Below are 21,798 nucleotides of genomic sequence, written 5' to 3'. Positions count from 1 at the left end.
CCAGTCTCCTTACTGTTTCGTGGCCGTGCTGCGCGGCAGCCACGGCTCCTGCCAGGTGTGGTGACCACGCACCAGCGCTTCGGCGGCCTCGGGCCCCCGGGAACCTTGGTCGTAGTGGTGGATTCGACCTGGCTTGTCCAGCAACGGCTGCACGATCCGCCACGTCTCTTCGATGGCGTCCTCCCGGGCGAACAGCTGGCGATCTCCATTGAACGCGGCGTAGAGCAGCCGTTCGTAGGGGCGTACCGGCTCGCCGAGATCCTCGGCGAACGACGAGTCCAGGTGAACGTCGTGCCACGAATCCCCCACCTGGGCCGACAGCTGCAGCCGCATCCCGGGGTCGGGGTCGATGCGCACCACGATCTGGTTGGGATCGGGTGGCCGCCGGTTGGGCAGGAACGAAAACCCGGGAACGTGGTGCAGGAACATCCGGACCTCGGTGACCTTTTCCGGCAGCGCCTTGCCGGCGCGCAGGAAGATCGGCACTCCGGCCCAGCGCCAGTTGTCGATCTCGGTGCGCAGCGCGACGTAGGTTTCGGTGGTGGAATCCTTTGCCACGCCTGCGACTTCGGTATAACCGCGGTACTGTCCACGGACGCAGCGTTCCGGGTCCAGCGCGGGCATGGCCCGGAAAACCTCGGCCTTCTTGTCGTTCAGGTCGTCGTCGCCGGCGCCGACCGGGGGCTCCATGGCGACCAGCGCGAGCACCTGCAGCAGATGGTTTTGCACGACGTCGCGAAGCGCACCTACCGCGTCGTAGAACTTGCCGCGGTCCTCGATCCCGAAGTCCTCGGCCATGGTGATGTGGATTTCGGAGATGCTCTCGCGGTCCCACAGTTTGGCCAGAGCGTTGTTGGCGAACCGCAGGTACTGCAGTTCCTCGACGGGTTGTTTGCCCAGAAAGTGGTCCACGCGCAGGATTTGGTCTTCGTCGAGCACCGCGCGCAGCCGGGCGTTGAGGTCGCGCGCCGACTCCAGGTCGTGGCCGAACGGCTTTTCGATCGCCACCCGCGCCCCCTCCAGCAGGTCGGCCTTCGCCAGGTTCTCCACGATGGGCGCGAACAATGCCGGCGGCATCTCGAGGTAGTAGAGCGGATGGGCGTCCGAGCCGATCTTCTTGGCGAGCTGCTTGTAGAGATCGGCGTCGGTGACGTCGCCGTGCAAGTAGGACAGCCGACCGGCCAGCCGCTCGAACACCGCGTCGTCGAACTTCTCGCCCGACTTCTTGATGGCGTCGCGCGCCCGGTCCAGCAGCTGCTCGGTCGTGATGTCGTCGCTGGCCACGCCCACGATCGGATGGTTCAGCTCGTCGCGGCGCTCGAGGCGGTACAGGGCCCGAAACGTCATCTTGCGCGCCAGGTCGCCGGTGATTCCGAAGATCACCAACAGGTCAGATGGGTTACTGTCGCCGTCGGCCAAAACCGCTCCTCCCGAAAGTCACCTAATGGGGCGCCCCTGAGATCACTACCCGCGGCCGGCGGACTCAACCCTAGACACTGCTCACAGGGCCGACAACCTCGGCGGACCACAGCCTTGCAAGGATGACCGCATGGGCGACGCGCTGCATGTCTCGGTCTACATTCTGGCCGGGTTTGCTGCCATCGAGGCCATCGGGTTGGTGGTGCTGTGGCAGCTGCTGGCGCGCAGTCACCGCGAACTCGACGAGCTGCGCCAGCGAAACGACGCCCGCAGCTGGTTGCTGTCGGGCGGTCGCGAAGCCGTGAAGACGGTGTGGAACACCGCCAACCTGGTGCGCAAGGAGGGCTTCGGCGCGGCCGTGCGCAGCTCGATCGAGGACCTCGCGGACTGGGCCGAAGTCGAACGGCCCGACCTTGCGCGCGTCACGCCGGACGGCAAGGTGGTGATCCTGTTCTCCGACATCGAAGAATCCACCGCACTGAATGAGCGGATCGGCGACCGGGCCTGGGTCAAACTGATCAGCTCGCACGACAAGTTGGTCTCGGATCTTGTGCGGCGACGGTCCGGCCATGTGGTGAAAAGTCAGGGTGATGGATTCATGATCGCGTTCGCGCGCGCCGAACAGGCGGTGCGGTGCGGTATCGACCTGCAGCGCGAGTTGCGACGAGGCGCAAACCGCAAGCGGCACGAGGAGATTCGCGTTCGAATCGGTATACATATGGGCCGGTCGGTGCGCCGCGGCGATGATTTGTTCGGCCGAAACGTCGCCATGGCGGCGCGGGTGGCGGCACAAGCCGCCGGTGGTGAGATCCTGGTGAGCAAGCCGGTGCGGGACGCGGTTTCAGACTGCGATGGCATCCGGTTCGACGACGGCCGCGACGTCGAGTTGAAGGGGTTTTCGGGCAGCTATCGATTGTTCGCCGTTGCGCCCTCGGCCGATCCCGGCCCGGACTGAAGGCCTTCCCCGTCGAATTCGGCCAGCCGCTGATGCAGCCGATCCCGGACCTCGTCGGCGGTGTAGGCACGCCGCTTGCGCTGGTCGCGAGCCACCAGCACGCCCCCGGCAACGACCCCGGCGACACCCGCCAGTCCCAGCCACTTCCACACACTGCGCATGACACCAGGCTATGCGTAGCACCGTCGCGGTGCGCTGGTTGTGATTGACTTGTGTGCCCGCAACGCACAGCCGCGACGTGCAGGCGGGCTCATGATGACGACGAGATTGGCGAAAGCTGCAGCGGCGAACGGGCTTACACGAACATGCTCACCTTGAACCAGGCGCTCGAGGAAACCCGCACGGGCGACCTTTGGCTGTTTCGCGGCGGTTCGGGACCCGACCGCGCCATCCAGACCTTGACGAACAGCCCGGTGAACCACGTGGGCATGACGGTGGCCATCGATGACCTGCCGCCCCTGATCTGGCATGCCGAACTGGGTGACAAGCTCGTCGACCTGTGGACGGGGACGAACCACCGTGGCGTGCAACTCAACGATCTACAGCAATCCGTCGTGCAGTGGACCCAGCGCTACCACCAGCGATGCTGGCTGCGCCAGCTGACTCCGCCGGCCACCCGCGAGCAAGAGAACACGCTGCTGCGGGTCATCGCCCGCATGGACGGCACCGCGTTTCCGACCACCATGCGCCTGACCGGCCGGTGGCTGCGCGGGCGGCTGCCGAACGCCTACGATTGGGCGCGCGGAATCCCGGTCGTGGACAAGAAGGTTCGGGAGTCGACGCAGCGGCGCAAGGAGCGCCAGCGCCTCGGCCTGGAAGCGGCCTACTGCGCGGAGACGGTGGCCATCACCTACGAAGAAATGGGTTTGATGACCACGGAGAAGTACTCGAATTGGTTCGACCCGGGCTCGTTCTGGAGCGGTGACAGTCTGCCGCTCGCACCGGGATACGCGCTGGGCGGGGAAATCGAGATCATGGTGGGCTAGTCGGCAAGCTGGCTAGGGGGGAAGGGTGTCTGACGACGTATCGCGCGTGCCCGTTGACGGCGTCGCGCTGACGGCCATCGGCGTCGCCGTCATTCGCGCCCGCCAGTCCGGCCGGCCCGACCGGCTGTACAACGACCCGCTGGCGCGGCATTTCGTCGACGCGGCGCGCGCGGGCTTCACCGCAGAGCGTTGGGCACAGCTGGAAACGCTCGCGGACGGGTTCTTTGAGGGCCGCACCGTGGGGGTGCGGTTGGTCGACGACCGCGTTCGCGAAGCGGTCGAGGCGGGCATCGATCAGATCGTGCTGCTGGGTGCGGGATTGGACACCCGGGCGTTCCGGATGGGATTGCCACCCCGCGTCGTCGTGTTCGAGATCGACCTCGCCGAGCTCTTTGCATTCAAGGAGCCGGTCTTGCACGACGCCGGGGCGGTCGCGAATTGCCGACGACACGTCGTAGCCGCCGATCTACGCGACGACTGGGTTACGCCGCTGCGCGAGAACGGCTTTCGTGCGGAAGAACCGGCCTACTGGGTTGATGAAGGCACGCTCGGTTTCCTGACACAGGAGTGGAACCAGCGCGTTGTGCGGACTCTGACGGGATTGTCCGCGCCGGGCAGTCTCTTCGGCGTCGGCCGCTTCATCAGTGACCCCGACGACGCCCGGTACCGGGATCTGCGAGCCCTCGTCGCCGGGGAGGCAACCGTCCCCGCGACGACCGCCGCCCCGGGCGTCGGTGCCGAGTTCGACACCGAGCGTTGGCTCAATGACCTCGGGTGGGACACCGAGTTCCGCAGCTGGAACGATCAGGTCGCCGCGTTCGACCGGGACGTCGGGGTCGCCGATCCTCGTATCGGCAACATCGCGGCGCGGCGACGTCGAGGGTGTGAATCCGGTCGCCGACGTCCGTGGCCGGTGCAGCTAGCCGACCGACATTTCACCCATCTCGGACCAGCCGATGGCATCGATCGTCTGGTTGATGATCTTGGGCGTGGACTTCAGCGCCTGCGGAAGTTCTTGCATCGCCCGCTTGAAGTGATCGCTGTTGACGTGGACGCCGCCCGCATCACCGTCCCGGAACGCCTCCACCAAGACGTACTCCGCCGGATTGTCCAGGCTGCGCGACCACTCGAACCACAGGTTGCCTTCCTCGGCGCGAGTCGCCGCGGTGAACGCGGCGACGAGTTCAGGCCATCGGTCGGTCCACTCGGGCTTGGTTTCGAACTTGACGACGATGAAGATCATGCGGCCCCGCCTTGGTTCGCCGGTTTCCGTATGCCCGCACCGCGGGCAGCGCCAGCTTATCCGGCGGGCCCACGGCCCGGTCGGGATGCCGGGCGCGATTTCCGGTCAGCGATTCCAACAGCAAAGTGTGCTCACGAGTCACAAACAACCCATGCGAAACTTTCGCCGCGGCGCACACTTCCGCCACTTTCGGGATCGTAGTGTCGCAGCTCACACTCGACCGGGGCGCCGGCGTCATTTCACTATTCTGCCGAACAGTGGGCTGGCCGTCGCCCACCGCCGGAAAGTACTAAAAAAATGGGCGGCGGCATTCATTTCATTTGTTATGAATCCGCAATTACCGCGTCGCGGGATAAAAACAATCAGAGTGCCGGCGGGGCGTCCATCGGTGGCGCCGGAGCATCGATTAAGACGGCAGGCTCTTCCGGCGGAGGCAGAGGGGCGTCCGGCGGCGGGGGCGGCGCGTCCGGCGGCGGCGGCAAGGCGTCCGGTGGCGGCGGCAAGGCGTCCGGTGGCGGCGGCAACGCGTCCGGCGGCGGCGGCGCGCCACCGTCCTCCAGCTCCACCGGAAGGAACATGTGATGCGTGAATCCTGCCTGGTAGGCGCCCGGGCCGCCGACGTGCACACCGCCGCGCTCCCCGCTGGCCACCGACGTTCCGTCGGGCAGGGTCACCGCGGTGTGGCCACCGTTCCATCCGATGACCAAGGCGTTGGGTGCGGTCCCATATTGGAACCCACGCGCCAACAATGCAGCTTCTTCGTTTCCGGTATTAAATCGATCCCCAAAAACTGGCCTATCGGTTGCGGCATTCGCAATCCAAGAAGCGAGACCCGAACAATCAGTCCCGGCGGGAGAATCTCCACCCGCGATATACGGGGTGCCGGAGACCTGATTGATCAACGACATCAATGTTGCAATAACGACCATGGGCAGCGAGGCTAGCAATAACATTTATTGCAAACCAAAATTTGTGGCGCAGGTCATTCGGTAAACCAACAATGACGTGCGCCGCAGCTAAAGCAAAGTTATTACACACGGGTATATTTTTGGCGGCAAATTGCTCGCATTCAAGCGATCCCTTTTCCCGGGGATACCCCCAGACTCGTCGCGTCACTCATCAGGTGGCCTCGCGACCAATCTCGGGCCGCTCGGCGCAGTCGTCGTCGGCCGCAGTTCACCCAACGCTGGGAGGGCCGATCGCTAGAGCCGCCAAACGCGTCTGCTCAGATGGGCGTCCATATCCCGTTGTTCCAGAGGCCCCAATCGGCATCAGTTGGGTTCCACATCAGTTGAGCCCCCGGGGCCCACGCCGGTTGAGGTGGTTGTGGGGGCGCCCACGCCGGCGGGGGTCCCCAAGGCCCCGAGCCCGACGGGCCGGTCGGGCCGCCGGGATGTTGCCAATCGTGGCAGCGATTCCAGTCCCAGTCCAAGACGTTGCCCCACGCCGGGCTCCATTGATCGCCCGGGCACCAGTGATCGGTCGGGGCCGGTGCCGCCTGCGCACCCGGGCCGCCGGCCAGTCCCAAAAAGGACAGCGCCAATCCGCTGCCCACCAACACACGCGCACCCCGCCGCAGCCACGATCCCGTCCCCTTGACAGTCGCCATCTCCCAAGGATTTCCCCGGATTGGGATCCGGGCAAGTAGTTGTTGGGATCGTCTGCAATGTGCGGGTCCCCCCTCGAGCCCACTTGGTCGATCTCCAGCAGCTCGACAAACCGCGACTCCGCCGCGTGGAGATGCGCAATCGACACCGCGGCGTCGACGAGGATCATCCAGCCCCACTACGGCGTCGAGGAGCGGCCACGGCCCCGGCATCCGTCCCGCGAGGCGTTCGACCGCCTCATCGCCCTAGAGGTCGTTCAACCCGAACTTGTCGCGCGCCTCGTCGGTCACGGGAGTGAACAGGTTGACGAGGTTTCCATCCGGATCCCGGAACAACAACGCTCGGTTGCCCCACGGCATGGTCGTCGGCGTCGTCACGACCTCGGTGACACGCTCGCGGAGCCGCTCGTATTCGGCGTCCACGTCGTCCACGATGAATTCCACGATTGCGCTCCGGTTCGCTGCCGGTTCGGCGGATCCGTCCCCGAACAGCGGGACCGTCTTGTCGCTACCGATGGCCAGGGTGCCGGCCGGGGTCGGAATCTCCGCGAACAACTCGTTGCCCCACACGGCCGCGATTTGGGTGACCATCTCGTAGAAACCCACCAGCCGCTTCACGTCGGCGGTGATGATGCGAGTCGATACGAACTTCATGCGCTCCTCCTGCAGGCCCCTGGTGGTGTGGGTGTCGTGCGCGAAGGATGCTAGCCGCCGCCTCCGACAACGACGGCGGTCATCGGTCCGGCAGGGTTCTCCTTGCCTGCAACGTGACGCCCGGGACGGTGTTCGCCAGGTCCGGCCGACTCTTCGCGAAAGCGCGGATCGCCCGATAGAACGCCCAAAGTTGGCGAGGCGTAGGTACTTTCGGCACCCAAGCCAACTCCCAGTGAATCCCGTTGATCGGCTCGTCGAAGAACACCGCGTAGTAGCCGGGCCAATACTGCGGGTAGTCCTTGGGCTCGTCGGTGACGGGGATAGCACGTTCGACCAAGAATTCACGGTGGAAGCGGTCGACCTCTGCTCTGCTGCGCGCCCACAACGCGATGTGGTTGATACCGACCGCCTGGTCGAAATGCGTCAACTTTCCACCGGTGCGGGCGGGCTGGATGCCGATGTAGCTGTGCGGGTTGACATTACGCGTCATGTAATACGTCGACTCGTACTCCATGTTGAGCGACGAGAAGCTGCTGTACCCGAGCCAGCCGAACAGCGCGTCGTAGAACGCGATCGAGTCGTCGTAGTCCAACACCGCGAACTCGACGTGACACACGCCCCGCCACCGCATCGTTCCTCCTTATTGTTGCTTTTGAAGCAGAACTCGATGACACCGCCTCACCGATAAACGTCGCGGCGATGCGCGATGTGGATGACGCGGACCACCACCCGTTCATCGAAAATCCGGTAAATGACGCGAAACTCGCCTTGGCGCGCCGAATACCGTCCCTCCAACTGGCCGCGAAGCGGATTGCCCACTCGCTGAGGGTTCTCCGCGAGCGGGCCGCCACCAGGTCACCGCGGAGCAAGGTTAGTCACCGTCCCAGAGCTCCCGGTAGAACCGAATACGTTCCGGGTCCGGGTCGATTCCGTAGACCTCAAAGAACAGGTCGTCGTAGCTCGTCCCGAAGTTCACATCCCAACTGATGCTGTAGGCCGCGATGGCCAGGTCGGCCCATCGATCCGCAACACCAAGGCCGGCGAGGTCAACGTGCCCGGCGAACTCACCCGCACTGTTCAGCAGGGTGTTCGGCACGCATGGGTCGCCGTGACAGACCACCAGGCTCTGCGCCGGCTCCGACGGCTCGCATGACGACCAACCGCCGCGGTAGGGACAGCCTTCCACCGGCAACGTGTCGTGCAACCGGCGTAACCCCGTGGCGATGGCCCGAACTGCAACCTCCGGATCGTCGCGCCATCGTGGATCGCAGGCCGGTGTCGCGTCGATCGCCTCGGTGACCAGCCAGGCAGCATCACCGTCCGCACCGAAGTCAAGGACACTGGGAACTGAAACGAACTGACCGGCCCATCGCAGCTTTTCGGACTCCATGGCGAGGTCCACGTCGCCGCGTTCCGCCGGGTGCAGGCCAGCATAAGATTGCCACTTGATGCAGCGCGTCCGCTCCTGGCCGTGAGACCGGAACGTCAGGCCGCCCAGCTCATTACGCCAAACGACCTCAACCTTGCCTGACTCGGCAAGGTCCAAGACCTTGCCGGGGACAGCTACGGCAGCATCAGGTACACCTGCTGGCACCCGTTCGTAACTCACTCTGACCGCAGACGTTTACACATTGAAGGGAAACTCCACGAGGTCACAGTCGGCCCCAGGTCACGATGCGCAGACGATATTCTTCCGCCGACTGGACCCCCTCCTCGGCTACGGTTCCATTACGTCGTCCAATATGCCGTGCCGCATCAGCGTCCGTGCTCTACGGTCGTCGGATGGGGGTCCGGCACGCCGTCATGGCGGGTATTGCCAAGCAGCTCGGTCATCCAACTGGTTTGCCCGGGCGGCTAGTTGGTGCGGCGCTCAACCGGGGCAACCGGCGCTTCGTGAGCGCCGCCGCGCGGGCGCTGGAACCCGATGAAGGATCGGCGGTCGCCGATGTCGGATTCGGTGGTGGCGTGGGCTTGAAACTCCTGCTCCACAGTGTCGGTCCGTCCGGCTGTGTTCATGGTGTCGAGGTGTCGGAGACGATGCTCAGCCAGGCCGCGGGGCGATACCGCCGCGACATCGCATCCGGGCGGCTGTCTCTGCATTCCGGGACCATGACGCAGTTGCCCTTCGCCGATGGGGCATTGGACGGCGCCATTACGGTCAACACCATCTACTTCGTCGCGGAGCTCGACACAGCGTTCCGAGAGCTTGCCAGGGTGATGAACAGCCGGGGTCGACTCGTCATCGGACTGGCCGACCCCGACGTGATGGCGAAACTGCCATTCACGGGACACGGATTTCAGCTCCGTCCGGTGCCGGAGGTGATCGACACGCTACGCAGCACCGGCCTCACAGTCGAACACCGTCAGATCAGTGAAGACGCCAACGCACCGCACCTGCTGATCGCCCACGCCCTCGCGTGAAACGTCGCGAACGAGTGCGGGTAGTCGTTTGAGGTCGACTTCCGGCTTCGATCGAAACGGACTGCCCTACTTGGGCTTAGACGTTTAGACGTTGAAGCGGAACTCCACCACGTCGCCGTCGGCCATGACGTAGTCCTTGCCTTCCATGCGGACCTTGCCGGCGGCCTTGGCCGCGGCCATCGAACCCGCGGCGATCAGGTCGTCGTAGGACACGATCTCGGCCTTGATGAAGCCCTTCTCGAAGTCGGTGTGGATCACCCCGGCGGCCTTCGGAGCGGTGTCGCCCTGGTGAATCACCCACGCGCGCGCCTCTTTTGGGCCAGCCGTCAGGTAGGTCTGCAGCTTGAGGGTGTGAAAACCGGCCCGCGCCAACGCATCCAGGCCACGCTCAGTTTGCCCGATCGACTCCAGCAGCTCGGCGGCCGACTCGTCGTCCAGCTCCTGCAGCTCGGCCTCGATCTTCGCGTCCAGGAACACCGCGTCGGCGGGTGCGACCATCGCGCACAGCTCGGCCTTGCGGGCATCGTCGGTCAGCACGGACTCGTCGGAGTTGAACACGTACAGAAACGGCTTGGTGGTCATCAGGTTCAGCTCGCGCAACAATGACGCGTCGGCACCGGCGGCGAAGAGCGTCTTGCCCGAGTCCAGCACGGCCTCGGCGGCGACGGCCGCCTCGTGCACGGGCTTGCGGTCCTTGTTGTTGCGGGCTTCCTTCTCCAGCCGCGGGACCGCCCTCTCCAGGGTCTGCATGTCGGCGAGGATCAGCTCGGTCTCGATGACCTCGATGTCGGCGCTCGGATCGACCTTGCCGTCGACGTGCACCACGTCGTCGTCGGCGAACACCCGCACCACCTGGCAGATCGCGTCACACTCGCGGATGTTGGCCAGGAACTTGTTGCCCAGCCCGGCACCCTCCGAGGCGCCCTTCACGATTCCGGCGATGTCGACGAACGTCACCGGGGCCGGCACGATCTTCTCGGAATCGAACATCTCCGCCAGCTTGTCCAGCCGCGGATCGGGTAGCGGGACGACGCCCTCGTTGGGTTCGATCGTCGCGAACGGATAGTTGGCCGCCACCACGTTGTTCCGGGTCAGCGCGTTGAACAACGTGGACTTGCCGACATTCGGCAGGCCGACTATTCCCAGGCTCAGGCTCACAGGGAGCCAAGTCTAGGGGGCCCGGCGGCGCCGGACGATCGGGACCGTCACGCGCCTCATCTGCGCGAGAATGGGGCACGCCACAGGATCGCTACGAGGTATTTACGAGCCTTTCGGTCCATTCCCGGTACGGTCTACATGTGTCAGCACAGCGGGCTAGTGCGACGGTGGACAGTGCGCACCGTTCGATCCACCCCAATATCCCAGGCGCCCCCTGGTACGCAGCCGTGCTTATCGCCGTCACCGCGACAGCTATCGGCTACGGCATCGACGCTGGCCACAAGGAACTGACCCACGTCTTCGCGGGCTTCTATATAGCGGGTTGCGTGGCGGCGGTGCTCGCGGTGCGCCAGGACAGCATCTTCACCACGATCATCCAGCCGCCACTGATCCTGTTCTGCGCGGTGCCCGGCGCCTACTGGCTGTTCCATGACGCCAAAATCGGCCGCCTCAAAGATCTGCTGATCAACTGCGGCTATCCACTCATCGAGCGCTTCCCGCTCATGCTGGGCACCGCCGGTGCCGTCCTGGCGATCGGACTGGCCCGCTGGTATTTCGGGAACGCCCGGGGCGCGACCACGGTGAGCACGTCCGCCGAGACCGCCGGCGTCGCCGGCGTCGACGTCAAATCCTTCTTCAGCAACATCGGCGCCAAATTGCAGTCGGCGCTGCAGTCCGATGCCGACGACACCGACGAGGCCTCCGAGGCGCGGCGCGGTCGCACGTCGGGTTCGTCGGCCAGGACCCGCCGCACGGCGCGCGACGGTCGCGCGTCCACGCGTTCCGCGCGGGCCCGCTCCCGGCATGCGCGACCGCCCCTCGACGAGGAGTCGGTTGAGCGGCCGGAGCGTCCGCGGCGCAGCGCCCGTCGGAACCCGGCGGCTGCCCGCGATTACGACGGCGCCGTACCGCCCCGTCGGTCACGCCGCCGGCCCAGGCCGGACGTCGATCCGGAGTTGCGCGGCCAACCGCCCCGGGAGCCGCGCCGCGAGCCGCGCGCCCGCCGCAATCCCTACGAGCGGCCTTACGATCGGCCCGCGCCACGCACCAGCCGTTTCGACGGCGTTGAGTCCTACGGCGACAAGTACGACGACGGCCGCGAGCCCTACGAGCCGCGGCGCCGGCGACCCCCGTCGACCGGAAACAACGGGACGCATCACCCCATCTCGCAGGTCCGCTACCGCGGCGGCACCCAGGACCAGCCGCGGGAGCCGCACACCGAGCGCCGGAGCCGTTCACGGACGCCGGGCCGCGCGCACGGACGGCCCCCGGCGGAATCCTGGGAGTACGACGTCTAGCGGTCTAAGCCCCTCAGCGGGCTGAGCGGATCTCGCGCGGCAGCGCGAACACCAGCGTCTCCTGCGCGGTGGTCACCGGTTGCACCAGGTCGTAGCCGCACTCGGCCAGCCGCTCCAGCACGCCTTGCACCAGGACCTCGGGAACGGACGCCCCGGACGTGACGCCGACCGTGGTGACGCCCTCGAGCCACGCCGGGTCGATGTCCTCGGCCCAGTCGACCAGGTGGGCGGCGGCGGCCCCGCCGCCCAACGCCACTTCCACCAGCCGCACCGAGTTCGACGAATTGCGCGACCCTACGACGATCACCAGCTCGCACTCCGGGGCCATCGCCTTGACCGCAACCTGCCGATTTTGGGTCGCATAGCAGATGTCGTCGCTGGGCGGATCCTGCAGCTTCGGGAATCGTTGCCGCAGCCGCTCGACGATTTCCATCGTCTCGTCGACCGACAGCGTGGTCTGGGAGAGCCACACCACCTTGTCCTCGTCACGGACCGTCACGTTGTCCACGGCGGCGACCCCGTCGACCAGTTGCACATGGTCGGGCGCCTCGCCGGCGGTGCCGACGACCTCCTCGTGGCCCTCGTGGCCGATGAGCAGGATGTCGTAGTCGTTGCGGGCGAATCGCCGGGCCTCGTTGTGCACCTTGGTGACCAGGGGGCAGGTGGCGTCGATGGTGTGCAGGTTGCGCTCGGCGGCCGCCGAGTGCACCGAGGGGGCGACGCCGTGCGCGGAGAACACCACGATGGCGCCTTCGGGCACCTCGTCGGTCTCCTCGACGAACACGGCCCCGGCCTTTTCCAGCGTGCTGACCACGTGCCGGTTGTGCACGATCTCGTGACGCACATAGACCGGCGGGCCGTGCTTTTCCAGCGCGCGCTCCACGGTCTCGACGGCCCTGTCCACGCCCGCGCAGTAGCCGCGCGGCTCGGCCAGGAGCACGCGCTTGCGGGTGGGGGGCACGGCCACCGAGCTGGATGCGCCGGGAATCCCCATGTCGACGGTCGAGGGCATGTCCCCCAGGGTACGTTCTGCCGACACGGGGCTGCCAGCTCGCGCCGGCGGGCTTGGAGTTAGCCGCCGCTTAAGGCAATCTTGGACCCATGGCTACTGCACCGTATGGGGTTCGGCTGCTGGTCGGCGCGGCAACGGTCGCCGTTGAGGAGACCATCAGGCTGCCGAAAACCATCCTGATGTACCCGATGACACTGGCCAGTCAGGCGGCGCACGTGGTGATGCGCTTCCAGCAAAACCTCGCCGAGCTGGTGATCAAGGGGGACAGCACCCTCGAGTCGATTTTCCCGCCCAAGGACGAGAAGCCGGAATGGGCGACGTTCGACGAGGACGTGGACGACGCGGTCGACGGGGCATATGCCACGGTGACCGAGGGCGGCGAGGGCGAGCGCCGGGCCGAGGGACGGTTTGCGCTGTACTCGGTGGCCGAAGCGCACGAGGACGCCAGCGCGCTGACCAAACCCGCCCGCCCCTCGAAGAAGCCGGCGGCCGACGCGTCGGTGCCCCTACCGGCGGTGGCCACCGAACTGGATTACTCGGCCCTGACGCTGGCGCAGCTGCGGGCCCGCCTGCAATCGCTGAGCGTGGATGAACTCGAAGAGCTGCTGGCCTACGAGCAGGCGACCAAGGGCCGCGCGCCGTTCCAGACGCTGCTCGCCAACAGGATCACCCGCGCGAACGCGAAGTGACCCGCGCCGCCACGTCCGAACCGAACTCCGCCGAGAACCCTTTTCCGGTGCGCGCGGTGGCAATCCGGGTCGCGGGCTGGATCGACAAGTTGGGCACCGTCTGGGTGGAGGGTCAGCTCGCCCAGGTCTCGATGCGGCCCGATTCCAAAACCGTGTTCATGGTGCTGCGTGACCCCGCCGCCGACATGTCGCTGACCGTGACGTGCCCGCGCGATTTGGTGCTGAACGCACCGGTGAAGCTGGCCGAGGGCACCCAGGTGGTGGTGTGCGGCAAGCCATCGTTTTACACGGGCCGCGGCACATTTTCGTTGCGGCTCAGCGAGATTCGCGCGGTGGGAGTCGGCGAGCTACTGGCGCGCATCGATCGGTTGCGCAGGCTGTTGGACGCCGAAGGGCTTTTCGACGCCCGGCTCAAGCGGCCAATCCCCTTCCTACCCAACATGATCGGCCTGATCACCGGCCGGGCCAGCGCGGCCGAGCGGGACGTGAAAACCGTGGCGGCCGGACGCTGGCCGGCGGTGCGTTTCGCGGTGCGCAACACGGCGGTCCAGGGACCCAACGCGGTTGCGCAGATCGTCGACGCCCTACGTGAGCTCGACGGCGACGCCGACGTCGACGTCATCGTCCTCGCCCGCGGCGGCGGCAGCGTCGAAGACCTGTTGCCGTTCTCCGACGAGACGCTGTGCCGCGCGATCGCGGCGTGCCGCACCCCGGTGATCAGCGCGGTCGGTCACGAGCCCGACAATCCGCTGTGCGACCTGGTCGCCGATCTGCGTGCGGCCACGCCCACCGACGCAGCCAAGAAGGCGGTCCCAGACGCCGCGGCCGAACAGCGGCTGGTCGACGAACTGCGCCGGCGCAGCGCACAATCGCTGCGCAACTGGGTATCTCGCGAACAGCGGGCCCTGGCCCAGATACGCAGCCGTCCGGTGCTGGCCGAGCCGCTGGCGGCGCTGAGGTCGCGCGCCGAGGAGGTTCACCGCGCGCGCTCGGCGATTCGCCGCGACGTCACTCGGCTGGCCGCCACCGAGACCGAACGGATCGGCCATCTGAGCGCGCGGCTGGCGACGCTGGGGCCGGCGGCCACCTTGGCGCGCGGCTACGCCGTCGTGCAAACGGTCGGCGCCACCGAGAGCAAGGTGATGCGTTCGGTCGACGACGCGCCGGCGGGCACCCGGTTGCGGGTGCGGGTGGCCGACGGTGCCGTGGCCGTGGTCAGCGAAGGGCCGGCCGATGGCGCGTAAAAACGACGGCGGGGACGGCTCAGCCGGCCCGGAGGGGACCGAATCCATTACACCTATTAGTCACCTGGGCTATGAAGCGTGCCGGGACGAGCTGATCGAGGTCGTGCGCCTGTTAGAGCAGGGCGGGCTGGACCTGGATGCGTCGCTGCAGCTATGGGAAAGAGGCGAACAGCTGGCTAAACGGTGCGAAGAACATTTAGCTGGCGCTCGCAAGCGGATCGAGGACGCTCTCGCGGCGGGCGACGCCGAGGACGCCTGAATCGCGCAACGTCGGAGGGCTGGGTTGAAAGACTTTTTCCGAACTGGAACACGTTTCAGTTATGATTTGACGCATGGGTGATCCATCGCTGACGGCCGAACTCGGCCGCGTCCTGGTCACCGGGGGGTCCGGATTCGTCGGCGCCAACCTGGTGACCACCCTGCTCGACCGCGGGTATCAGGTCCGCACGTTTGACCGGGCCCCCTCGCCATTGCCCGAGCATCCTCAGTTGGAGGTGCTGCAAGGAGACATCACCGACACGGCGGTGTGCGCCCAAGCGGTCGACGGCATCGACACGGTGTTTCACACCGCGGCGATCATCGACCTGATGGGCGGCGCTTCGGTGACCGAGGAGTACCGGCAGCGCAGCTTCGGGGTCAACGTCGGGGGCACCGAGAACCTGGTCCGCGCCGGGCAGGCGGCCGGGGTGCAGCGCTTCGTCTACACCTCGTCGAACAGCGTCGTGATGGGCGGCCAGAACATTGCGGGCGGCGACGAGACACTGCCCTACACCGACCGATTCAACGATCTGTACACCGAGACCAAAGTGATCGCCGAGCGATTTGTATTGGGCCAGAACGGCTCTCCGAACGGTGGGGCCGGCCTACTGACTTGTGCGATTCGGCCCAGCGGCATCTGGGGCCGCGGCGACCAGACGATGTTCCGCAAGCTGTTCGAAAGCGTGATCGCCGGTCACGTCAAGGTGCTGATCGGCCGCAAATCGGCCCGGTTGGACAACTCCTACGTGCACAACCTGATTCACGGTTTCATCCTGGCGGCCCAGCATCTGGCGCCCGGCGGCACCGCACCCGGTCAGGCGTACTTCATCAACGACGCCGAGCCGATCAACATGTTCGAGTTCGCCCGGCCCGTGGTCGAGGCCTGCGGCGAGAATTGGCCGCGGGTCCGGGTGAACGGCCCGCTCGTTCGCGCGGCGATGACGGGTTGGCAGCGGCTGCATTTCCGGTTCGGCATACCGGCGCCGCTGCTCGAGCCACTAGCCGTCGAGCGGCTTTATCTGGACAACTTCTTCTCGATCGCCAAGGCGTCTCGTGATCTCGGCTACCAGCCCCTGTTCACCACCGAACAGGCGCTGTCGGAATGTCTGCCGTACTACGTGGGCATGTTCGACCAGATGAAGCGAGAAGCGTTGGCGGCCAAGGCTTCCGTTTAGCGGAAGCTCACCATCTCGCTGCCCCACGCCGCGCGGATGTTCGCGTCGACGTCATGCGCGAGGGCGTCCTTCTTGTCGATGAGCAGGCAGGCTCGATCGTCCGCCCGGTACGGCGGCCATTCCGGCTCACCGGCGGGGCCCGCGGGCTCGGCGTGCGCGGCGAAGTTGATCCACCGCGTACGCACCCGCTTGGAGACCGCCTTGGCGGTTCTGGTGCCACCGAGCTTCAGCGTGGGGTCCTTGGGCGCACCGAGAGTTCCCCAGACATAAGGCAATTCGGTGGCATGCGCGGCCCCGACCGTCAGCAGCTTCAACAGCGGGGTGGAGTAATCGAATCGGTACAGATACACCGGCGCCACGCGGGCGTGTCCCTCGGCAAGCCACACCGAGGGCATCCGGAAGCCGACGTCGGTCGCGATGCTCAAACTCCTTGCCTTGCGCCGCATACGCGAATACGCCGAGCCGATCACCTCCTCGGTGGGCAACTGCAAATCGGGTTGTTCGGCGGCGATCTGGTTGAACATCGAGGTGATCGCGCTCGGGGTGATCGGCATCAGCGGCGAACGCATCAGCCGGAAGAGTGCCGCCTCGTGTTTGTTGGTGCCGATGATCAGCGGGACCGGAAGGGTGCGACCCTCCTGCGCCAGCTTGACCGGGTAGTCGCCCAGCACGTCGCCGTCGACGATCGGCACGAACGCCAGCGTTCCCGGGTTGCGCGCCGGCACCTCGTCGAACACCTCTTGCGAGGTGGCCAGGATGGTCGCCATCGGCATGTCGACCAGCCGCTGCAACTCCGACGGGGCGATTCCCAGTTTGTCGAGGAAGGCTCGGGTGACCCGGTGCGCACGATCGCGGTCGTACACCGAGGTGGCCGGCGAACTCTGCGCGATCGCGCCGGAGAACAGTCCCTGGGCCGCCGGGCTGGCCAGCAGCGTCGTGACCATCCCCGCCCCGGCGGATTCGCCGAACAGCGTGACCCGTTGCGGATCGCCGCCGAAGGCGGCGACGTTGTCGCGCACCCACTCCAACGCCGCGAGCGCGTCGCGCAGCCCGACGTTCGAGGCGAACCTTCGCCCCGCGGTGTCGAACGACGCCAGGTCGAGAAAGCCGAGCACCCCGAGCCGATAGTTGACCGTCACCACCACGACGTCGCCCTGGCGGACCAGCCTGCTGCCGTCATAGAGGGTCTGGCTGCTCGATCCCAGGACGTAGGCGCCGCCGTGCAGCCACACCAGCACCGGTTTGGCGTCGCCGGGCCGGGTGTCCGCGGACGCCCAGACGTTGAGCCGCAAGCAGTCTTCCCCCTGCGGCGCGCCCAGATCCAGCGGCATGTTGGGAAATACCGGTTGCGGGCAGGCCGGCCCGAACGCGGTGGCGTCGGCGATCTCGGTCCAGCGCTCGGGCGGTTGCGGGGCCCGGAAACGTAAGTCGCCCACCGGCGCCGCCGCGTAGCGAATGCCTTTCCACGCCTTGACGCCGCCCTCGTCGACACCGCGGACCGGGCCGTAGCCGGTTTCCACCACCAGGTCGTCGATCGCCATGCGCGTTCCTAGGTGAGTCGCTCGGTGAGGAATTGGACCACCCGTTTGCGGGCCTCGTAGGCGGGGTGTCCGTCGACTTCGCGGACCTCGTCGGTGAGCACCGAATGCGCCATCTTGCCGAAACCGTGCTGATTGCCGGGCCCCGAATCGATGTCGATCACCTCGAAGGCGTCGCCGAGGCGCTCCTTGAGCGTCGCGAACCGTTCGCCCGGCGCCAGCTTGTCCTCGCTGAATCGTAATCCCATGGCGCACAAGCCGTCGTTGGCGCAGCGGTCGGCCACGGTGGTCAGCTCGGACTCGCTCAGGCCGGGATCGCGGCGACGCGCGGCGCCCAGCGCCACGGGAATCGACGGCTGCGAAAGCACCGGGGCCAGCACGCTGTCGTCGACCGCGGCGGCCAGCGCGAATCCACCGGTGAAGCATTGGCCGATGACGCCGACACCCCTGCCCGGAGTCGAGGCGTTGAGGTCGCGCGCCAGCGCGCGCAGGAACGACGCCACCGGCCGATGTTTGTTGGTCGCAAACGCCGCGAACTCCCTTGTCACACAAGCCCTGGCGGTGGTCGCCGCGATGGAACCGAACGTCCTTGGCGTGCCCGGCTGGCCGAATAGTGACGGCATGGCGACGGTAAAGCCGTTGTCCACCAAGTGATTACCCAAGGCCAGCACACCGGGGTAAATCCCAGGGATCTCGGGGATCAACACCACGCCGGGGCCGGCGCCCTTGCGGTAGACGTCGTGCGTGTAGCCGCCACCGCTGAACGGCGCCGCCGACCATCCGGACAGATCGGCCTCTGGAGCGGTCACGCGGGTCCCTTCTATCGGCGTGTCGGCAGCGGCAGCTGCGATTGCGTCGCCGAGGCCAGCGTACGAAACTGATCGCTGTTTCCGGCGCCGGTGATCGCGATCTGCGTCGCGCCGCCCGGACCGCTGAGCCGGGTCGTCCACACCGCCTCGGCGTCCGCGCCGCCTTCGCGGGAACCCTGATAGACGACCCAGTTGGTCCCGGCGACATCGACCGCCCCGGTCGGGTATGCCGACGGATGGATCGAATTGATCAGCTTGTCCTCGTCGGCGTTGCTCTGGGTCAGGCTCAGATACATCCCGCTCGGGCTGATGTATCCGACCACCGAGAGGGGTGCGTTCACCCGTTGGCCCGTCGCGGGGTCGGATCGCCCGTTGGGGATCCCGCCGCGGTGCCCGGAGTTGGCCTGCCAGCCGCTGGGCAGTTGCGGTTGCCGGATGGGAAAGCCGAGCGTCGCGGCGTCCGCCCGCAGGGCCGCCGCGGCGTCATAGGACGGGATGGGGCCCTGGTGCCTGTCGAGCTGAAACGAACACATGCCCAGCAGGCCGGCCAGCACCACGCAGCCGATCACCAGCGGAATCAGCGACCAGAACATGTCGCGGCCGTCCTGCAGCAGCCGGGGCTTCGCCGGCCGCGGCGCGGGGCCAGCGGCCGGAGCCGGCTCGTCGGCCACAGAGCCGTCCGAGCTGGCATTCAGCGGCGGCTTCTCGGTCATCCCCCGAGTATCCCAGTTCCAGCGGACCGATCCGCTTCTGGGACAATCAGCAACCATGACAGTTGAGGGCGACCGCTCGTCCACCGCCAACGGCCGGGCTCCAGCGCAGGCGCGGCCGCGCGGTGAGGCGCCAGACCGCAACCTGGCCTTGGAACTGGTCCGCGTCACCGAGGCCGGCGCCATGGCCGCCGGACGCTGGGTCGGCCGCGGCGACAAAGAGGGCGGCGACGGGGCAGCCGTCGACGCGATGCGCGAGCTGGTCAACTCGGTGTCGATGCGCGGCGTGGTCGTCATTGGCGAGGGTGAGAAGGACCACGCGCCGATGCTCTACAACGGCGAAGAGGTCGGCAACGGCGACGGCGCGGAGTGCGATTTCGCCGTCGACCCGATCGACGGCACCACGCTGATGAGCAAGGGCATGCCCAACGCCATCTCCGTGCTGGCGGTGGCCGACCGCGGCGCGATGTTCGACCCGTCGGCGGTGTTCTACATGAACAAGATCGCCGTCGGCCCCGAGGCCGCGCACGTGCTCGACATCACCGCGCCGATCGCCGAGAACATCAAGGCCGTCGCCAAGGTGAAGGCGCTGTCGGTGCGCGACATGACCGTGTGCATCCTGGACCGGCCGCGGCACGCCCAGCTGATCGAAGACGTCCGGGCCACCGGAGCCCGCATCCGGCTGATCACCGACGGCGACGTCGCCGGCGCGATCTCGGCCTGCCGGCCGCACTCGGGCACCGACATGCTGGCCGGGATCGGCGGCACCCCCGAAGGCATCATCGCCGCCGCCGCGATCCGGTGCATGGGTGGCGCCATCCAGGCGCAGTTGGCCCCCACCGACGATGAGGAACGCCAAAAGGCCATCGACGCCGGCTACGACCTCGATCAGATCCTGACCACCGAGGACCTCGTGTCCGGTGACAACGTCTTCTTCTGCGCCACCGGCGTCACCAACGGCGACCTGCTCAAGGGCGTGCAGTACTACCCCGGTGGCTGCACCACCCAATCGATCGTCATGCGGTCGAAGTCGGGCACCGTCCGGATGATCGAGGCCTACCACCGGCTTTCGAAGCTCAACGAATACTCCGCCATCGACTTCACCGGCGACAGTTCTGCCGCCTATCCCCTGCCCTGACCACTTCGAAGAACGAGGAAGCCAGCACTCTATGGCCACGGATGACACCGAGTATCGCATCGAGCACGACACCATGGGGGAGGTCCGCGTCCCCGCAAAAGCGTTGTGGCGCGCGCAAACCCAGCGTGCGGTCGAGAACTTTCCGATTTCGGGCCGGGGCCTGGAGCGCACCCAGATCCGTGCCTTGGGCCTGCTGAAGGGCGCCTGCGCGCAGGTCAACAAGGACCTCGGGCTGCTCGCTCCGGAGAAGGCCGACGCGATCATCGCCGCGGCCGCCGAGATCGCCGACGGCCGCCACGACGACCAGTTCCCCATCGACGTCTTCCAGACCGGTTCGGGCACCAGCTCCAACATGAACACCAACGAGGTGATCGCCAGCATCGCGGGGGCCAATGGTGTCACGGTGCACCCCAACGACGACGTCAACATGTCGCAGTCGTCCAATGACACCTTCCCGACCGCAACCCACATCGCGGCCACCGAAGCCGCCGTGCGCCACCTCATTCCGGCGCTCGAGGTGCTGCACGACGCGCTGGCGGGCAAGGCCCGCGAATGGCACACCGTGGTCAAGTCGGGCCGCACCCACCTGATGGACGCCGTTCCCGTGACGCTCGGCCAGGAATTCAGCGGGTACGCCCGCCAGATCGAGGCGGGCATCGAGCGGGTGCGCGCCACGCTGCCCCGACTGGGTGAGCTGGCGATCGGCGGGACCGCGGTGGGCACCGGCCTGAACGCTCCCGACGGCTTCGGCGCCAAGGTGGTCGAAACGTTGATCGCCTCCACCGGCCTGAGCGAATTGCGCACGGCGGCAAACTCCTTCGAGGCCCAGGCCGCGCGCGACGGGCTGGTCGAGGCGTCCGGGGCGCTGCGCACCATCGCCGTCTCGCTGACCAAGATCGCCAACGACGTCCGCTGGATGGGGTCGGGCCCGCTGACCGGCCTGGCCGAGATCCAGCTGCCCGACCTGCAGCCGGGCAGCTCGATCATGCCGGGCAAGGTGAATCCGGTTCTCCCCGAAGCGGTTACGCAGGTCGCCGCGCAGGTGATCGGCAACGATGCCGCGGTGGCCGTCGGCGGCCTGTCCGGTGCGTTCGAGCTCAACGTGTACATCCCGATGATGGCCCGCAACATTCTCGAGTCGTTCAAGCTGCTGACCAACGTGTCGAAGCTGTTCGCCGAGCGCTGCATCAGCGGCCTGGCGGCCAACGTCGAGCACCTGCGGGAGCTCGCCGAATCGTCGCCGTCCATCGTGACGCCGCTGAACTCGGCGATCGGCTACGAGGAGGCCGCCGCGGTGGCCAAGCAAGCCCTCAAGGAGCGCAAGACGATTCGCCAGACCGTGATCGACCGCGGCCTGATCGGCGACAAGCTGTCGATCGAGGAGCTCGACCGCCGCCTCGACGTGCTGGCCATGGCCCGCGTCCAAGACGAGGTCAAGCCGAAAGACTAGGCTGGCCGTCATGCGGTGACGGCGGTCGACGAAGA

23 protein-coding genes and 2 pseudogenes are annotated in these 21,798 nt (G+C 66.9%); 11 read left to right on the top strand and 14 right to left on the bottom strand.

What is annotated here, in order from left to right:
* Positions 1-9: 9 nt before the first annotated feature.
* Positions 10-1,419: a glucose-6-phosphate dehydrogenase gene (locus tag AC0KTM_RS03770; protein WP_472414984.1), complete on the bottom strand. Its 1,410-nt coding sequence runs from the start codon at positions 1,417-1,419 to the stop codon at positions 10-12.
* A gap of 130 nt (positions 1,420-1,549) precedes the next feature.
* Between AC0KTM_RS03770 and AC0KTM_RS03765 the strand changes: the two genes are divergently transcribed.
* Positions 1,550-2,374 (top strand): adenylate/guanylate cyclase domain-containing protein, encoded by an 825-nt coding sequence (locus tag AC0KTM_RS03765; RefSeq protein WP_225328106.1) that lies wholly within the window; start codon positions 1,550-1,552, stop codon positions 2,372-2,374.
* On the opposite strand, the gene AC0KTM_RS03760 is transcribed toward AC0KTM_RS03765, so the two are convergent.
* Positions 2,326-2,535, bottom strand: coding sequence for a hypothetical protein (locus AC0KTM_RS03760; protein WP_238958172.1), 210 nt, complete (start codon positions 2,533-2,535; stop codon positions 2,326-2,328). The two genes, AC0KTM_RS03765 and AC0KTM_RS03760, sit on opposite strands and share 49 nt — an antisense overlap.
* Before the next feature lie 144 nt (positions 2,536-2,679).
* On the opposite strand from AC0KTM_RS03760, the gene AC0KTM_RS03755 reads away from it, so the two are divergent.
* Positions 2,680-3,360 carry a guanylate cyclase gene (locus tag AC0KTM_RS03755; RefSeq protein WP_238958173.1) on the top strand — a complete coding sequence of 227 codons (681 nt, stop codon included), beginning with the start codon at positions 2,680-2,682 and terminating at the stop codon, positions 3,358-3,360.
* A gap of 25 nt (positions 3,361-3,385) precedes the next feature.
* Positions 3,386-4,168 (top strand): annotated as a pseudogene (locus AC0KTM_RS03750) (SAM-dependent methyltransferase); the annotation flags it as partial.
* Positions 4,169-4,279: 111 nt separating this feature from the next.
* Here the strand turns inward: AC0KTM_RS03750 and AC0KTM_RS03745 are convergent.
* From AC0KTM_RS03745 to AC0KTM_RS03715, 7 genes and pseudogenes are all read right to left on the bottom strand, one after another.
* On the bottom strand, positions 4,280-4,603 hold the full coding sequence (locus tag AC0KTM_RS03745) for a putative quinol monooxygenase (protein ID WP_238958175.1): 324 nt from the start codon (positions 4,601-4,603) through the stop codon (positions 4,280-4,282).
* A gap of 362 nt (positions 4,604-4,965) precedes the next feature.
* Positions 4,966-5,556 carry a peptidoglycan endopeptidase gene (locus tag AC0KTM_RS03740; RefSeq protein ID WP_472414982.1) on the bottom strand — a complete coding sequence of 197 codons (591 nt, stop codon included), beginning with the start codon at positions 5,554-5,556 and terminating at the stop codon, positions 4,966-4,968.
* Positions 5,557-5,828: 272 nt separating this feature from the next.
* The gene (locus tag AC0KTM_RS03735) at positions 5,829-6,212 is read right to left on the bottom strand and encodes an Mtp family mycobacterial-type pilin (protein ID WP_238958177.1); all 384 of its coding nucleotides are present in this window, start codon (positions 6,210-6,212) and stop codon (positions 5,829-5,831) included.
* A gap of 243 nt (positions 6,213-6,455) precedes the next feature.
* Positions 6,456-6,863 (bottom strand): VOC family protein, encoded by a 408-nt coding sequence (locus AC0KTM_RS03730; protein ID WP_472414980.1) that lies wholly within the window; start codon positions 6,861-6,863, stop codon positions 6,456-6,458.
* Between the two features lie 79 nt (positions 6,864-6,942).
* On the bottom strand, positions 6,943-7,494 hold the full coding sequence (locus AC0KTM_RS03725) for a VOC family protein (RefSeq protein WP_238958179.1): 552 nt from the start codon (positions 7,492-7,494) through the stop codon (positions 6,943-6,945).
* Positions 7,495-7,541: 47 nt separating this feature from the next.
* Positions 7,542-7,691, bottom strand: a pseudogene (locus AC0KTM_RS03720) (type II toxin-antitoxin system RelE family toxin); the annotation flags it as partial.
* Between the two features lie 43 nt (positions 7,692-7,734).
* Positions 7,735-8,409 carry a phosphotransferase gene (locus tag AC0KTM_RS03715; RefSeq protein ID WP_472414979.1) on the bottom strand — a complete coding sequence of 225 codons (675 nt, stop codon included), beginning with the start codon at positions 8,407-8,409 and terminating at the stop codon, positions 7,735-7,737.
* A gap of 236 nt (positions 8,410-8,645) precedes the next feature.
* Here AC0KTM_RS03715 and AC0KTM_RS03710 point away from each other — a divergent pair, with 236 nt between their 5' ends.
* Entirely contained in the window at positions 8,646-9,284 is a 639-nt protein-coding gene (locus AC0KTM_RS03710; protein ID WP_238958182.1) for a class I SAM-dependent methyltransferase, read from the top strand.
* A gap of 84 nt (positions 9,285-9,368) precedes the next feature.
* Here the strand turns inward: AC0KTM_RS03710 and ychF are convergent, their stop codons facing one another.
* Positions 9,369-10,442, bottom strand: a complete 1,074-nt coding sequence (gene ychF, locus AC0KTM_RS03705) for a redox-regulated ATPase YchF (RefSeq protein WP_238958183.1) — start codon at positions 10,440-10,442, stop codon at positions 9,369-9,371.
* A gap of 140 nt (positions 10,443-10,582) precedes the next feature.
* On the opposite strand from ychF, the gene AC0KTM_RS03700 reads away from it, so the two are divergent.
* Positions 10,583-11,740 (top strand): DUF6542 domain-containing protein, encoded by a 1,158-nt coding sequence (locus AC0KTM_RS03700; RefSeq protein WP_238958184.1) that lies wholly within the window; start codon positions 10,583-10,585, stop codon positions 11,738-11,740.
* Between the two features lie 13 nt (positions 11,741-11,753).
* Here AC0KTM_RS03700 and AC0KTM_RS03695 read toward each other — a convergent pair whose 3' ends face one another.
* Complete coding sequence (locus AC0KTM_RS03695) at positions 11,754-12,752, bottom strand: 4-hydroxy-3-methylbut-2-enyl diphosphate reductase (RefSeq protein ID WP_225328092.1); 999 nt, start codon at positions 12,750-12,752, stop codon at positions 11,754-11,756.
* An 89-nt stretch (positions 12,753-12,841) separates the two neighbouring features.
* Between AC0KTM_RS03695 and AC0KTM_RS03690 the strand changes: the two genes are divergently transcribed.
* The 4 genes from AC0KTM_RS03690 to AC0KTM_RS03675 all read left to right on the top strand — a co-directional run bounded on the left by AC0KTM_RS03690 (position 12,842) and on the right by AC0KTM_RS03675 (position 16,118).
* Positions 12,842-13,441 carry a lipid droplet-associated protein gene (locus AC0KTM_RS03690; protein ID WP_225328091.1) on the top strand — a complete coding sequence of 200 codons (600 nt, stop codon included), beginning with the start codon at positions 12,842-12,844 and terminating at the stop codon, positions 13,439-13,441.
* The gene (gene xseA, locus AC0KTM_RS03685) at positions 13,438-14,685 is read left to right on the top strand and encodes an exodeoxyribonuclease VII large subunit (protein ID WP_472414977.1); all 1,248 of its coding nucleotides are present in this window, start codon (positions 13,438-13,440) and stop codon (positions 14,683-14,685) included. Before AC0KTM_RS03690 ends, xseA begins: the two co-directional genes overlap by 4 nt.
* Positions 14,675-14,944 (top strand): exodeoxyribonuclease VII small subunit, encoded by a 270-nt coding sequence (locus AC0KTM_RS03680; RefSeq protein ID WP_225328089.1) that lies wholly within the window; start codon positions 14,675-14,677, stop codon positions 14,942-14,944. Before xseA ends, AC0KTM_RS03680 begins: the two co-directional genes overlap by 11 nt.
* Positions 14,945-15,017: 73 nt before the next feature.
* The gene (locus AC0KTM_RS03675; protein WP_472414975.1) at positions 15,018-16,118 is read left to right on the top strand and encodes a 3-beta-hydroxysteroid dehydrogenase; all 1,101 of its coding nucleotides are present in this window, start codon (positions 15,018-15,020) and stop codon (positions 16,116-16,118) included.
* Here AC0KTM_RS03675 and AC0KTM_RS03670 read toward each other — a convergent pair.
* Genes AC0KTM_RS03670 through AC0KTM_RS03660 form a run of 3 tightly spaced genes read right to left on the bottom strand, consistent with a single transcriptional unit; the run spans position 16,115 to position 19,178 of the window.
* On the bottom strand, positions 16,115-17,659 hold the full coding sequence (locus tag AC0KTM_RS03670; protein ID WP_472414973.1) for a carboxylesterase/lipase family protein: 1,545 nt from the start codon (positions 17,657-17,659) through the stop codon (positions 16,115-16,117). The two genes, AC0KTM_RS03675 and AC0KTM_RS03670, sit on opposite strands and share 4 nt — an antisense overlap.
* 8 nt (positions 17,660-17,667) lie before the next feature.
* Entirely contained in the window at positions 17,668-18,465 is a 798-nt protein-coding gene (locus tag AC0KTM_RS03665) for a dienelactone hydrolase family protein (protein ID WP_472414971.1), read from the bottom strand.
* 11 nt (positions 18,466-18,476) lie between these two features.
* Positions 18,477-19,178 carry a DUF4245 domain-containing protein gene (locus tag AC0KTM_RS03660; RefSeq protein WP_472414970.1) on the bottom strand — a complete coding sequence of 234 codons (702 nt, stop codon included), beginning with the start codon at positions 19,176-19,178 and terminating at the stop codon, positions 18,477-18,479.
* Positions 19,179-19,233: 55 nt separating this feature from the next.
* Between AC0KTM_RS03660 and glpX the strand changes: the two genes are divergently transcribed.
* Both glpX and AC0KTM_RS03650 read left to right on the top strand, forming a co-directional pair.
* Positions 19,234-20,313 (top strand): class II fructose-bisphosphatase, encoded by a 1,080-nt coding sequence (gene glpX / locus AC0KTM_RS03655; protein ID WP_157884935.1) that lies wholly within the window; start codon positions 19,234-19,236, stop codon positions 20,311-20,313.
* Between the two features lie 31 nt (positions 20,314-20,344).
* Positions 20,345-21,763 (top strand): class II fumarate hydratase, encoded by a 1,419-nt coding sequence (locus tag AC0KTM_RS03650; RefSeq protein WP_238958190.1) that lies wholly within the window; start codon positions 20,345-20,347, stop codon positions 21,761-21,763.
* The last annotated feature ends 35 nt before the right edge of the window (positions 21,764-21,798 follow it).

The organism is Mycobacterium sp. NTMscope_Eco_3 (assembly GCF_976985685.1).
Note: the sequence above shows the minus strand (reverse complement) of the source record. Positions and strands in the feature narration are given on the sequence as shown.